This window comes from Streptomyces sp. NPDC057638 (assembly GCF_042800315.1).
Classification (GTDB): Bacteria; Actinomycetota; Actinomycetes; order Streptomycetales; family Streptomycetaceae; genus Streptomyces.
In genome coordinates this window covers 1-13393 of record NZ_JBHVHF010000013.1, presented here as the reverse complement: position 1 = coordinate 13393, position 13393 = coordinate 1, and the positions used below count along the sequence as shown (strand labels likewise).

Annotated in this window: 9 protein-coding genes; 3 read left to right on the top strand and 6 right to left on the bottom strand. The window is 73.3% G+C overall.

Translation table 11 applies throughout. The annotated features are described in order from the left end of the window. Positions 1 to 161: 161 nt before the first annotated feature. Entirely contained in the window at positions 162 to 3404 is a 3243-nt protein-coding gene (locus tag ACFVIM_RS03410; protein WP_384297785.1) for an AMP-binding protein, read from the bottom strand. A gap of 545 nt (positions 3405 to 3949) precedes the next feature. Between ACFVIM_RS03410 and ACFVIM_RS03405 the strand changes: the two genes are divergently transcribed. Continuing rightward, on the top strand, positions 3950 to 5017 hold the full coding sequence (locus ACFVIM_RS03405; RefSeq protein ID WP_384297783.1) for a polysaccharide deacetylase family protein: 1068 nt from the start codon (positions 3950 to 3952) through the stop codon (positions 5015 to 5017). A gap of 256 nt (positions 5018 to 5273) precedes the next feature. On the opposite strand, the gene ACFVIM_RS03400 is transcribed toward ACFVIM_RS03405, so the two are convergent. The 5 genes from ACFVIM_RS03400 to ACFVIM_RS03380 form a co-directional block, all read right to left on the bottom strand. Then, positions 5274 to 8612: a S8 family serine peptidase gene (locus tag ACFVIM_RS03400; protein ID WP_384297781.1), complete on the bottom strand. Its 3339-nt coding sequence runs from the start codon at positions 8610 to 8612 to the stop codon at positions 5274 to 5276. Between the two features lie 316 nt (positions 8613 to 8928). After that, the gene (locus tag ACFVIM_RS03395; RefSeq protein WP_384297779.1) at positions 8929 to 9432 is read right to left on the bottom strand and encodes an excalibur calcium-binding domain-containing protein; all 504 of its coding nucleotides are present in this window, start codon (positions 9430 to 9432) and stop codon (positions 8929 to 8931) included. Further along, positions 9429 to 9977 carry a hypothetical protein gene (locus ACFVIM_RS03390; protein ID WP_384297778.1) on the bottom strand — a complete coding sequence of 183 codons (549 nt, stop codon included), beginning with the start codon at positions 9975 to 9977 and terminating at the stop codon, positions 9429 to 9431. The genes ACFVIM_RS03395 and ACFVIM_RS03390 overlap by 4 nt, the downstream gene beginning before the upstream one ends. 487 nt (positions 9978 to 10464) lie before the next feature. Continuing rightward, positions 10465 to 11028, bottom strand: a complete 564-nt coding sequence (locus ACFVIM_RS03385) for a hypothetical protein (protein ID WP_384297775.1) — start codon at positions 11026 to 11028, stop codon at positions 10465 to 10467. Positions 11029 to 11079: 51 nt separating this feature from the next. Continuing rightward, entirely contained in the window at positions 11080 to 11442 is a 363-nt protein-coding gene (locus ACFVIM_RS03380) for a winged helix-turn-helix transcriptional regulator (RefSeq protein WP_384297773.1), read from the bottom strand. 101 nt (positions 11443 to 11543) lie between these two features. On the opposite strand from ACFVIM_RS03380, the gene ACFVIM_RS03375 reads away from it, so the two are divergent. Then, positions 11544 to 12470, top strand: coding sequence for an NAD(P)-dependent oxidoreductase (locus ACFVIM_RS03375; protein ID WP_384297771.1), 927 nt, complete (start codon positions 11544 to 11546; stop codon positions 12468 to 12470). A 112-nt stretch (positions 12471 to 12582) separates the two neighbouring features. Further along, positions 12583 to 13377 (top strand): DJ-1/PfpI family protein, encoded by a 795-nt coding sequence (locus tag ACFVIM_RS03370; RefSeq protein WP_384297769.1) that lies wholly within the window; start codon positions 12583 to 12585, stop codon positions 13375 to 13377. Positions 13378 to 13393: the final 16 nt, after the last annotated feature.

The following is a 13393-nucleotide window of genomic DNA, read 5'->3' as shown; positions in this document are numbered from 1 at the left end:
CAAGCAGGTGTCAGGGCCGCGTCGACGCCATCAGGACCGGGCAGGTCTCAGGACCGGATCGGCGTCAGGGTCAGGGTCAGGGGCAGGCTGATCTCAGGGCCGGCCAGGTCTCTGGACCAACCAGATCTCAGAACCGGACAGTTCCCGTGGTCCGGCGGGTCTCATGACCCGGCGGCCGTGATCAGGGCCGTATGGAAGTCATCGGCGAGCGCGGTGATCACCGGTTCCTCGAAGGCGAGCGCGTTGTACTGGATCCAGCAGTTCAGCGACCCGTCCGGCTGCTCGACCACGGTCAGCTCGGGTACCCCGAGGTCCCCGCCGGGCAGCGGCCAGGGCACGGTGGTGCCGCGCGGCAACGGCCACGGCTCGCAGCGCAGGCCAGGCAGATGGGCTTCGGCGGCCCAGTTCTCGTACCGCAGCCAGGCCGGGAAGGCGACCACATGCGGTGTGAACTCGGCGTACGGGTACATCTGGTGGTCGAGCGCGGCGGTGGCGGCCCGGCGGACCCGCTCGGCGAGTTCGGCGAAGCCGGGGCGGCCGGAGCAGTCCACCCGTACCAGCAGGGACTGCACCAGACAGCCGACGGCCTGGTGCGCCTCGGCCCTGGTCCGACCCGGTACCGGGGTCATGAGCACCAGGTCGGGGCTGTCGGCGCGGGCCGTGAGCAGGGCGCTCCACAGGGCGGCGACAGCCATGAACGGGGTGACGCCGAGCGCGCCCGCCCGCTCCCGTAGCCGTGCGGCGGGGCCGGAGGCGACGGTGAAGGGGTGCGCGACGGTGTGCACGCGGTCGACGGCGCGCCGCCCCGGGAAGGGGTCGAGCGCGGAGGGGGCGCCCGCGAGCGCGGTGGCGAAGTGCCGCCGGCCGCTCTCCCAGCGGTCGTGGGACCAGCGCACCAGTTCCGGGTAGGGCAGGCCGGGTTCGGGCAGCCGGGGGGTGCGGCCCCGGCGCAGGGCGTCATAGGCGAGGCCGAGTTCGCGCAGCAGGACGCCGATCGACCAGCCGTCGGCGACCATGTGGTGCACGGCGAGCAGGACGATGTGGTCCTCGGGGCCACGGGAGACGACGAGCAGCCGGGCCGTCGGGTCGGCGGCCAGGTCGGTGAGGCGGTCCCGTTCGGCGATGAGCAGGGCGTTCACCTCGTCGTCGGTGGCGCCGGGGGCGTCCGTCAGAGTGACGCGGGCGCGGGCCTCGTCGTCCAGTACGGTGCGTACCAGGCCGGGTACGCCGCCGGGAACGGGGACGAACCGGGTCCGCAGGGCGGGGTGGCGCCGTACCAGCGCGGACAGGGCCTGGCCGAGCGCGGGGCGCTCCAGCGGGCCGGTGACACGGAAGAGGGCGGTGACGGCACCGACGTCACGGCCGTCCTCCGCGGCCATCCAGTCGAGGAAGTTCTCCTGCTGGCTGGTGAGCGGGACCTCGTGGCGCTGGGCCCGCAGGGCACGCAGATAGGGCGGTGGTTCCGGGGCGGGCGCGGGGTCGCCCGGGACGCCCTCGGGGGTCGGTTCCCGGCCCGCCGCCTCGTCCAGCCAGGCGGCCTGGGCCCGGAGCGAGGGGCGGCCGAAGACGAGGTCGGCGCCGGTCTCGACGCCGAACTGGTCGGCGACGGCGGTGGCGAGGTGTACGGCGCGGAAGGAGTCGCCGCCGAGGGCGAAGAACTCGTCGGACGCGTCCCGTACCGGACGGCCCAGCACCTCCCGCCAGAGGGCGGCGAGGCGGAGTTCGGTGGGGGTGCCGGGCGGCCGGACCCCGGCCGCCGTAGCCGTTTCCTCCGCTCCGTCGGTCGCGAAGAGCGGGCGCAGCCGGTGCTTGACCACCTTGCCGGAGGCGTTGCGCGGCAGGTCGTCGGCGACGATGACGCGTACGGGCAGTTCGGCGCGGGCGAGACGGGTGCTGAGGAAGAGCCGTAGCGCGTCGAGGTCCAGACCACTGGCGGTGGGGACGACGACGGCGACGGGCACGGCCCCCATGACGGGGTGCGGTACACCGAGTGCCGCCGCGTCCGCGACGTCCGGGTGCTCGTGCAGCGCGTCCTCGATCCGGAGGGTGGAGACCTTGAGCGCGCCGGACTTGATGACATCGCTCTCGCGGTCCACCAGATGCAGATAGCCGTCCTGGTCCAGCCGCCCGAGGTCGCCCATCCGTACCCAGCCGTCGCGGAAGACCGTGACACCGGCGGCCGGGTCACCGGCGTACGAACGCGGGGGGCCGGGCTGGCGCAACCAGATCTCGCCCGTCTCACCGGACGGTACGGGACTGCCGTCCGGCGTGCGGATCCGCAGGTCCCGGGGGTCCGTGGGGCGGCCCACCGCACCGGGCGGGGCTTGGCCGACGACGGCGGAGAGCTGTGCGGGAGCGGCTTCGGAGGAGGTGTAGACATTGACGACCGTGGCCTTCGGCAGGGCCTCGGTGAGGGCCTGGGCGACGGGCGCGGGAAGGGCGGCGGCGGAGGAACTGAGCAGCAGGACGCTGGAGAGGTCGTATCGGCCGGGCACACCGGAGTTGAGCAGTTCGATCGCCATCGACGGGACGAGGAAGACGGTACCGACGCCCCGTTCCTCGATGGCCCGGCCGAACTCCTCGGCGTCGAAGCGCGGCAGGACCACGGTGGTGGGCGCACCGGTGAGGGCGCTGATGAGCATCACCTGTCCGGCGTTGGTGCCGATGGGGAAGGAGTGCAGGGCATGGCGGGAGTGGGCGTAGGGCCGGGGGCGGGGGTGGAGCCGCTGCCCCGCCGTGAGGCTGGCGTGGGAGGCGCGTACGCCTTTGGGGTCACCGGTGGTGCCGGAGGTGCCGACGACCTGCGCGAGGTCGCCGGGGGCGGGGCCGCGACGCACGCGGCCGGACGCGGTCCAGGAGCTGGCCGACGCGTCCCGGCCCACCCCGGCCCCGGCCGCCCCGTTCCCCACTCGCCCGATCCCGACCTCCCCGGCCACCTCGGCCCCGACCGCCCCGGCCATCCCGATACCGACCGCCCCGGCCACCTCGATCCCCGCCAGTGACAGGTCCGCCGCGCCCAGGGCGGCACCCAGCGGCGGCAGTTCGGCCCCGCGCAGGACCGTGGTGGCACCGCAGATCCCGGCGAGCCGTACCGCCTCCGGTGCGGCCAGGTCGGCGCGGAGCGGCAGGGCCGCGGCCCCGGCGTAGTGCACGGCGAGGATCGCGACCGCGTAACCGTCCCACTCCCGGTCGGTGAAGCGCAGGGCCACGATGTCACCGGCCCGGATCCCGGCGTCCACCAGCCCTTGGGCGGCCCGCACGGCACGCTCGCGCCAGCCCCCATAGGTGAGCGAGCCACCGCCGCGCACCTCGATGGCGACCCGGTCGGGCTGTTGCGCGGCGCGGGCGTCGAGGAGGTCGGGAACGGTCAACGGTGCGGGCTGGGCGTTGATGGTGTCCTCCAAGAGCGAGTCCCCCGGGGGCGGTTGGTCCGGGGATCGATGGCACAGGAGACGTTCACGGGCATGGCGCGCGGATGTTGCCCTTGGATATGGTCTGGACCTTCGGCGGGGCATGCGAACCATAGCGTGCCGGTGTCGCACTTGTGTCGCAATGATGGAGAGTTCGTGGACATCGGTGGGGATCGGGCCCGTCGGCGGAACCTCGCCAGAGCCTGAACAGAGCAACAAAACCCCTCGTCAGAGGGGGTTTTATCGATGAGCTCAGCAGAGAACCGGAGCCCGGAACCCCGGATCGGCTCCGCCCGCCGACCAACCGCACCAGGGAACCCACCGCCCCACCAGGGAGCCGGAATCCGCCCACCGCACCCACCCACAGCGGTGTTCCGTATGCGCCCGTCCGCCCGCCCCGGCCGCGACCGCACCGCCGACCCGGACATTCCGCCAGGGCGGGCTCCGGCGGAGAGGCGGCCCGGGCGACACCCCCCTCACCACCACTCCCCATCCCCCGCTCCCCTCTCCCCACCCCCATCCGCACGGAGGAAGAACGCATGCTGTACGCGGGAATCGCCTGGTCAGTCGATGGTTACGACGTGGAGGTCATCGACGCCGACGGGAACCGGGCGACAGCCCCGACCCACTGGGACGCGGCGCGCGTACCCGAGCTGACCGCCTGGCTCGCGGCGCCCGGGCCCGCGCTGGAACCGCCCCACGCCATCGTCCTGGAGAGCACCAACGGCCTCGTGGACGGGCTGCTCACCGCGGCCGGGCTGCCGGTCTACCGCGCCGACCCCTGGGTGCTCCCCCAGCGGCCCGACTTCGGCTCCGTACCGGCGCTGACCCTCGCCGAACGGGCCAGGACCGGCCTCGCCTCCCTCTCCGCGCTGACGGCGGAGGGCGGCGGCCAGAGCGGCCGGGACGACGACTACCACGGCGGCATCCGGCGCAGCGCGCCCTACGAGGAGGAACTCACCCGGGCCGGACGCTACTTCCGCCATGGACCGCGCGACCGCCCTGAGATCGCCCTGACCTTCGACGACGGCCCGGATCCGGTCTACACCGGCCAGGTGCTCGACATCCTGGCCCGCTACGGCGTGCGGGCCACGTTCTTCTGCGTGGGCCTCCATGTGCACACGCTCCCCGACCTGGTGCGGCGGATCGTGGACGCGGGGCACAGTCTCGGCAACCACACCTGGTCGCATCCGTTCCTGCCGGATCTGACCCCCCGCCAGTTCCGGCTCCAACTGGAGCGCACCGAGGAGGCGTTCGACCGCGCGGTGGGCCGGATCCCGGCGGTCTTCCGCCCGCCGTACGGGGCGCGCACCCCGGAGGCCCTGGGCGAACTCCTCACCGGCGGGCCCGCCCTGGCCCTGTGGGACGTCGACTCCTGGGACTGGGCCCGCCCCGGCCCCGAGCGCATCGCCCGTACGGTGCTGGACCACGCCGGTCCCGGCTCCCTCATCCTGATGCACGACGGCGGCGGCGACCGCCGCCAGAGCGTGGCGGCCCTGCCCGCGGTGATCGAGGGCCTGCTGGAGCGGGACCTGCGCTTCGTGGCGGCCGACGCGCTGATGGCCGGGGCACGGACGGAGGGCGCGGGCACGCACCGCGGGGAGTGACGGCGGCGCACCGGGCCGCCGGGCCCGCCACCCCGCGGACCATGTGAGCGGGTCGGCCCGGCGCCCGTCCCCCGCTCGCCTCGCTCGATCGGCCCGGCACCCCCGGGATGGCGTACACGGGCCGACGGCGCGCACGGCCGGCCACCACCGTGACCGGCCGTGACCGGCGGCGCTCCCGCCGCACCACACGGGGAAGGGCCCCACCGCCCGGTTGCCCTGGCCGTGGAGCCCTTCCGTCACCCGGGGCGATGCGCTGCTACGCCCCGATGTACGCGTCGTACACGGCCACGCTCGCCGTGCCGCCCCGCGTGTCGGCGACCTCGCCGCGCAGCGCGACCGACTTCCCCTTGGCGGGGTTCTCGATGGTGATCCTGCCCTTGCTGACGGGCGTCGTCCGCCAGGTCACGCCGTGGTCATAGGAGACCGAGACCTGAAGGGACTTCAGCCCCGTACCCGCGGCGGGCCCCTGCACGCTGACCGGGAACGTGACCGTACGGCCCGCCGGAACCGTACCGTCCAGCTTCACCTGGGCACCGAACCGTACGGTGGACAGGGCGGTGCGTGTCTCGGCGTCCGTCGGCGGCCTGGCACTGCGGAAGGTCCAGGAGGCGTCGATCCGGGTGCCGACGGCGGAGACGTCCGGACCCCGCCGCACCGATGTGGCCAGGGTGTACTCGGCGTCATCCGCCCCGACACCGTAGAACTCCCAGCCCATCAGCGGGTCCTCCTTCTCCCCGATCAGGGTGGTGCCCTGGTGGAGCGTGGTCTTCGCCGAGAGATACGACGACCGGCCGAGGTTGCCCCGCCCGTCGGAGAAGAGCGGCACGGCGAACTCCAGCCGGTTCCCCTGGCGGAAGACACCGTTGCGGCCCCGCATCAGCGGACCGTGCACGGCGGTGCCCAGCGTCACCCGGTCACTCGTCCCCGGGCCGAAGTCCCGCTCCGGAGCGGTGTACTCGATCTCCTGCCAGCCCTGGGCATCGAGCTGCTCCCCCGACAGCGACCACAGGTTGGCCTTCCCGTCGGTGGCCAGATAGTGGGTCCGGGAGCCCGGCAGGGCGAAGGGGTAGGCGGAGTCGAAGTCGAAGCGTTCCGTCCCGCCCAGTGCCGTCGTGTGCCCCGTCTTGCCCGGGACGGAGGCACCGAGGCTCGCGGTGACCCTGGCGTAGTCGGCGGCCCCGAACCTCTTGCTGTAACCGGTGAAGAGCCGCGTCACCTCGCCTCCGGCGGCGAGGCTGTACTGGGTCGAGGCGTCGCGCTCCCACTGGGCGTAGAGGGCGTCCCGCAGCTCGACCCCGGCCGGCTGCTCCGTCCCCAGCCGCGCGGTACGGAAGCCGTCGAAGGTGGTGGCGAAGTGGTCCTTGAACTCCATGGACCGCGCTCCGATGCCGACGGAGACGGCCGCGGCGGCGCCGGTCATCCGCGCCCCGGGGTCCGTGACGGTCATCTCGACGGGCTTGGTGGTGCGGGCGTCGATGCTGAGGGTGGTGTTCTTCGTCAGCGCCAGACCGGGGTGGACCAGCCGGTCCGAACCGCCGGACGGGTGCGACTGGTTGGCGAAGACGGCGTAGTCACCCCTCGGCAGCCGGAGCTTCTCCGTGCCGGTGGCACTGCCGTTGAGGGTCTCGGCGGCGTCGCCCGCGCCGGAGATCTGCCGCAGATAGGTGTAGAACTCGGTGCCGGGCCGCCCGTCCCGGCCCACGAAGTCAAGGGTCAGGTCGTACGACTCGACCTCCCGGTCCACGGCGGCCGTGGACCGCACGGTCTGGCCGCCGCCGGTCGCGGTGACGACGGCGGTGTAGAGGCCGTTGTCATCGCCGCCGATCCGGGTGTCCACGGTGAAGGGCACGGTGACGGTGGCACCGGCCGGAACGGTGATCTTGTCCGTACCGAGGGTGAAGAAGCCCGCGGGGGCGGGCCCACCCCCGGGGGCGAGCCCCTGGACCGCCAGGTCCAGGGCGATCTCCTGGGTGCCGAGGTTGCGGTAGGTGATCTGCCGGGCGACGGTCTGGTCGTCCGTGTGCGGCCACAGCTGACGGCCGAAGGCGACCGTGGTCTCGTCGGCCACCACCCTCTGGTCGAGGGCGCGGTCGACCACGACCCGGCCGGTGCCCTGCTGGACGACGGAGTGCCCGCCGTCCTGGGCGGAGGCGGTCAGCGCTGCCTTGAGCCGCTCGCCGGTCCAGCCGGGGTGCCGCTGCTTGAGCAGCGCCGCGGCGCCCGCCACATGCGGGGCGGCCATGGACGTACCGCCGATGGTGAAGTAGCCGGGCGGGTTCTCGCCGACCTGTCCGGCGATGTCGCTGCCGGGGGCCGACGCCGCGGTGATGCCCACACCGGGCGCGGTGATGTCGGGTTTGACCGACCCGTCGTGCAGCGGGCCGACGCTGGAGAAGGGGGCCATCCGGTCCGCGTCGTCCACGGCGCCGACGGTGAGGGCGGCCTCCGCACTCCCCGGGGAGCCGACGGTACCGGGGTTGGGTCCCTCATTGCCCGCGGAGACGGTGAAGAGGACGCCCTTCTCCCTCGTCACCCGGTTGATGTGGGCCTCAAGCGGGTTGATCTCGGGCCCGTCACCGGTGCCGAAGCTCATGTTGACGATGTCGGCACCCTGGCCGACGGCCCAGTCGACGGCGGCGATGGCCCCGGACTCCATGCCGAAGTCGCCCATGACCTTGCCGTTGAGGATCTTGGCCCCGGGGGCGACACCCTTGTACCGGCCGCCGGACTTGGCGCCGGTTCCGGCGATGGTCGAGGCGATGTGCGTGCCGTGCCCGTTGCGGTCCCTGGTGTCCGCGGACGAGGTGAAGTTCGCCGCTCCGACGACCTGGTTCGCCAGGTCCGGGTGGGTGTCGTCGACCCCGCTGTCCAGGACCGCGACGGTGACGCCGGTGCCGTCGTACCCGGACTGCCACGCCTTCGGCGCGCCGATCCGTCCCACGCTGGTGTCCAGGTTCGCGGTGTACACCGCGTCCAGCCAGATCCGCTCGATCCCGGGCGCGGTCCCGGCGGCCCGGGCGGTGGCGCTCCCGGCTCCCGCCCCGGTGAGGGCGGACCACAGCGCACCCGCGTCCCGCTTCGGAACGGTCACGGCGTCCGCGTTGATCGACGGCAGCGTCCGCGCCACCTTCGCGTCGGCACGAACCCCCTGCCGGGCCCGGGACGCCGACGCCCCCGCGTACTCGACGATGACCTTCAGCCCGTCACCGTAGGCCCGTCGGCCCTCGGGGCCGCCGAGCCCCGTCACATCGAAGAGCCTGCGGTCCAGAACACCCCGGCCGATCAGCCGCCCGGCGTCGGCGGGCACGGCGTAGGTACGGCCGCGCTCGGTCCAGCTCCGTACCGCCGTCCGCTCACGCCCCTCGCCCCGCTCGACCGAGACGACCTGATCCCGGCCATCCAGACCGACCCGGTCCCCGGTGATCAGGGTGACCCAGCGGATACCGGCCCCGGCCTGGCCGACGGTCACCCCGCCCCCGGTGGTGCCGGGTTCCGCGACGGCCGTCGTACTGGTCAGTCCGGCGACAAGTGCCGCCGCCGCAAGGGTCGCGGTGGCGGTGATCCGCCCGCGACCTGGACGTTTACTGGAGAACACGTGACTCCCTGCTGCACGGGGTCGGGGGGTGCAAGACCGGGACCGGCCCCGCTACCCGGTCCCGGCGGAGAAGAGCGGGAAGGCCCGGACCCCGTTGCCCCCCGACCACACGGATGGCCGAAACTCGACCCTCCGCACCGGAGATCGTGGACATGACGGACACTCGCACACCGCAGCCCACCGCCCCCTTCTCCCGACGCGTCCCTCCGACGTGCCCGCCGAGATGCGTCAGGACGCGCCGCCGGGACAACGGTCGACCCACCACGGGGAGCGCGTGGTGGTCAACCGACCGGCGCGTCCCTCCCCCGCCCGCGCCCTACTCGCAGGCGACACCGTCACCATCGCGGTCGAGGTGGGGGCCGAACCCGGGATCACCCCGGCGGATGGGGTCGGCACCGGCGGCACGAACCGCCGTGCAGTTCTTGTAGTACACGTCACCACCGCCCCCGTCCCTCGTCGGCGTCATTCTCGGCTTCGCCTCGGGCTTGGGCTTGGGCTTCGCCTCGGGCTTGGGCTTCGGCGGTGCTGTCTCCCGCTCGGTCGCCTCCGGTGCCGGGGAGGTCGGCGGGGAGGTCGGCGGAGGCACCGGCGGCGGCGCGGTGACGGTACGCGTGGCCGTGACCGTGGGCCCCGGAACGGCCTTGGCCTTCACCACGTCATCGGGCGCGCAGGCACCGGCCACCAGGGCGAGGACAAAGGTGACGGCCACCATCCCACCACAGCCGAGCAGCGTCTTCCGCTTCCCGTCGAGCGAGGTGCCACCGCCCGCGCCGGGCGGCGGAGTCGGTACGTGGGGGTGCGGAGGGTATGGATTGCTCATGGACAGGTCTCCTCGATCTTGACGGCTCCGAAGTCGACCATCCTGGACGGATCAGCCGCTCCCGGAGCGGGGCTCTGGGAGCAGACCTTCCAGTTCCGGTCCAGCACCTGCATACGGTCCGCACCGGTCGCGTCATACGAGCTGAGCAGGTAGAAGCCCGCGGCCTGCGCCGCGTCCTGCGCGGCCTGGAGCTGCTGCCCCACGAGGTTCGGCAGCCTCGCCGTGTCCGTGTCCGTGTCCGTGTTCGCCGCCGAGGTCGCGGCGCTCGTGCCCACGGGCCGCGGCTTCTTCGGCTGAGTGGCGCCCTCGGGTGCCTTGGCCTCCGGGGTGACCGTCACCGTCACCGTCTTCGTCACCGTAGGCCCGGGAACCGACTTGCTGACCGTGCGCGGAGAGGAGGAGACCGTGGACCCGATCAACCCGATGGCCAGGACGACGAAGACCAGCCCGCCGCATCCGAGCGTCGCCTTCTGTTTGCCACTGAGCCGGTTCGCGGGCGGCGGCGGAGGCGGGGGCGGGCCGAGGGGCGGCGGGTACGCGGGCATGGCCAAAGCAGGCTCCAGGAAACGTGATCGTTCAAGAATGGACCAGATACAAACAGATGGGCATCCCCCTCATCCGGTGGACGGGCGGATCGAGACCACCCCGAGACAAACCGGCGGGAAGCACTGAGCCAGACACGTCGCGAGGGACGGCGAAGCCACGCTCGTATCCGGATCACCCGCACGGTCACGGCGCACCAGGGGCGGCACGTCATACCCCCGCGGTCGCGCGCCGACGCCGGGACCGTACCCCCTGGGTCACGGCGGACACCCCCTGAACTCCCCCCGAGGGGACGAAGGGGCGGGCGAGTGCCTTGCTCCTCTACCGGCTCCCTGCCTGACACAAGAGGCAGGCCCGGGGCAACGGGCGGGACGGGCCGCTGACCCAGCCGCCCTGGCCTGGCTCACCCATCTCGGCCGCAGCGACGAGGAACGCCCCACCGGACCTCCCGCCCCCGGGAGGACGACAGAACGGCCGGGCCCGTCCGGCTCAGTCGTGGAGGGTGATGCCCGGCAGTGCCCGCCCCAGCCCGTCGAACAACGCGGTTCCGCAGTCGCAGCGCTCATCGGCCAGGGTCTGGTCCGGCGGCAGTTCCCAGACCAGCATCCGCGCGCAGTCCGGGCAGTCCAGGCTGACCAGGGCCGGATCGCGTGCCGAGCCCCAGGCCCGCACCGGAACGCCCTGGTGGGTCAGTCCGGTCGGCTCGCTCTCCCCGGTCAGCGCCACCAGCAGTTCATAGGTGTCGGTGCCGGTGTCCCACACCAGGAGCGCGCAGCCCAGACGCGTCAGCACCCCGGCGAGATGATCGAGCTGGCGGACCGGGGCGTCGCCACGGCCCGGCGCGGGATCCGCCCCGGCGGTCGCCCGGTGGACGGCTTCGGTGTCGACATCCACCGGCTCCACGCCGAAGGCCCGCACCCGACCGGCCACGAACGCCGCCAACTGCCCCGGGTGCTCCTCGCCCGTCCAGTCCATCCCGAACAGCACACCGTCGACCGGGACCCCCCGGGCCCGCTCGTCGGGGGTCAGGACCAGTTGCTCCAGCTCCGTCACGGCGATCACGCTACCAACCACCCGCCGGACGTGCGCCGCCGTACCCGTCCGCTACGGCGCCTCCTCGTACCGCGCGGGCTTCCCGAGGACATGGGTCCGTCCCCACCGCCCCAACGGCACGAGCGCGGCCCCGAGTTCCGCGCCGGGACCGGTCAGCGCGTACTCCACCCGTGGCGGGACCTCGTCGAACACCCTGCGGGTCACGACGCCATCGGTCTCCAGTTCGCGGAGGTGGGCGGTGAGCACCTTCTCGGTGACCCCGGGGAGCATCCGGCGCAGCTCGCCGAATCTGCGGGGCCGCTCCTCCAGCGCCCACAGGATCAGCACCTTCCACTTCCCTCCGATCACATCCATCGCGGCGTCGATTCCGCAGTGGTACGCGTCGGGCCCACCCGGCCTGCCCACGGTCGCCATCCCTGTCCACCCCTCTCCGACCTGGTCACATACCCAGGGGAACGTGCCCACTTCGAAGTACGTACTTGTCCCGCGCCGATCGCGCGACAAGCCTCATCGTCATGACTCACCCTATTTCTGATTACCCCTCCGTCGCTTCCGGCGCCTCCGCCCCTTCCCTCTCCTTCCTCGGCCTGGGCGGCATGGGTACCGCCTTCGCCCGTGCCTGGCTCGCCGCGGGCTGCTCCCTGACCGTCTGGAACCGCACCGCGGGCAAGGCGGACGCCCTGGTGGCCGAGGGTGCGGTGGCCGTACGGAGCCCCGCGGCCGCCGTGGCGGCGAACACCCTGGTCGTGACCTGTCTGCTGGACGACGCGTCGGTCGGGCAGACGCTGGAGGGCACCGACCTGGCCGGCAAGGACCTGGTCGACCTCACCACGGGCACCCCGGCCGAGGCCCGTGCGCGCGGCGCATGGGCCGAGGCACGCGGCGCGCGCTTCCTCAGCGGCGGCATCATGGCGGTGCCACCGATGGTCGGCGTCCCGGAGGCGGGCGGCTATGTCCTCCTCAGCGGCTCCCGCGGCCTGTTCGAGACGCACGAGGCGACCCTGGGTGTCCCGCTCGTCCCGGAGTTCGCCGGTGTGGACGCCGGACACGCGGCCCTCCAGGACATCGCCCTGCTCAGCGGGATGTACGGCACACTCGCGGGCGTCACCCACGCCCTCGCCCTGGTCCGCGACGAGAAGGAGATCAACCTCCGGGACTTCACCCCGCGCCTGGTGAACTGGGTGATGTCGATGGCCTCCGCCATCGAGCAGATCTCCGACCAGGTGGCGAGCGGTCACTACCCCACCGGCGATGTCGCTCCCCTGTCCATGCAGTCGGCGGGGGTCAGTACCTTCCTCACCACGGCCCGCGACCAGGGCGTCAGTCCCGAACTGCTCACCCCCTACTTCGCCCTCATGAAGCGCCGCGTCGAGCAGGGCCATGGCGACGAGGGACCGGCGGGGCTGGTCGAACTGCTGACACCCCGGCCGACGGCACCCTGACCCGCCCGGGGCGGCCGTCGGTGTGGATCACCCGCCGACGCCCGGGAACTCGCCCGCGGTCGCGGCCGACTACTGGCACACAGGTTGTCGGGGCGAGCGAGAGGGTCGAGGAATGAGTGACGAGTTCGGGCAGGACCGCCGTGGAGTGCTGCGGACCGTGGCGGGGGTGACGCTGGGCGCCGGGATCGCGGCCACCGCGGCGGCGGCTCCGGCGGCGGCCGCTCAGACGGCCGGTCAGACGGCGGGGGACGGCCGTCGCGGGCGGGTCGAGGTCGCGGTGCTGCTGTACGACGGGTTCACGGCGCTGGACGCGGTCGGACCGTACGAGGCCCTGTGCCGGGTGCCGGGGGTCCGGGTGACCACGGTGGCCGTCAGGCCGGGACTGGTCCGGACGGACACCGGCGAGCTGGGCATCGCGGCGGAGAAGTCCCTGGGTGAGGTCCCGCGTCCCGAGGTGCTGGTGGTGCCCGGCGGCGGTGAGCGCGGGACGACCGCGTCGATGGCCGACGCCCGGATCCTCGACTGGATCCGCCGGGCCCACCGGCACACCGTCTGGACCACCTCGATCTGCACCGGTTCGCTGATCCTCGGCGCGGCCGGGCTGCTCCGCGGGCTTCCCGCCACCACCTACTGGGCCTCCCGCCCCTATCTGAAGGAGGTCGGGGCGGTCTACGCACCGGGACGGTTCGTCGAGACCGGGAAGATCATCACGGCGGCGGGGGTCTCCGCCGGGATCGACATGGGGCTGCACCTCGCCGCCCGGCTCTCGAACGAGCAGGTGGCGCGGGCCATGGAGCTGGCGATCGAGTACGACCCCGAGCCCCCGTTCCGTACCGGCGACCCGGACACGGCGGACGCCCAGACCAAGGCACTGGCGCTGAAGCTGATCGCCGACGCGGCGGTCTGACCGCGCACCCCGGCCC

Bases quoted from the DNA above. Each gene is read 5' to 3' on its own strand.
- ACFVIM_RS03380 (WP_384297773.1), bottom strand. From the start codon at position 11,442: ATGGCGACCGTGGGCAGGCCGGGTGGGCCCGACGCGTACCACTGCGGA.
- ACFVIM_RS03395 (WP_384297779.1), bottom strand. From the start codon at position 9,432: ATGAGCAATCCATACCCTCCGCACCCCCACGTACCGACTCCGCCGCCC.
- ACFVIM_RS03405 (WP_384297783.1), top strand. From the start codon at position 3,950: ATGCTGTACGCGGGAATCGCCTGGTCAGTCGATGGTTACGACGTGGAG.
- ACFVIM_RS03390 (WP_384297778.1), bottom strand. From the start codon at position 9,977: ATGCCCGCGTACCCGCCGCCCCTCGGCCCGCCCCCGCCTCCGCCGCCG.
- ACFVIM_RS03370 (WP_384297769.1), top strand. From the start codon at position 12,583: ATGAGTGACGAGTTCGGGCAGGACCGCCGTGGAGTGCTGCGGACCGTG.
- ACFVIM_RS03375 (WP_384297771.1), top strand. From the start codon at position 11,544: ATGACTCACCCTATTTCTGATTACCCCTCCGTCGCTTCCGGCGCCTCC.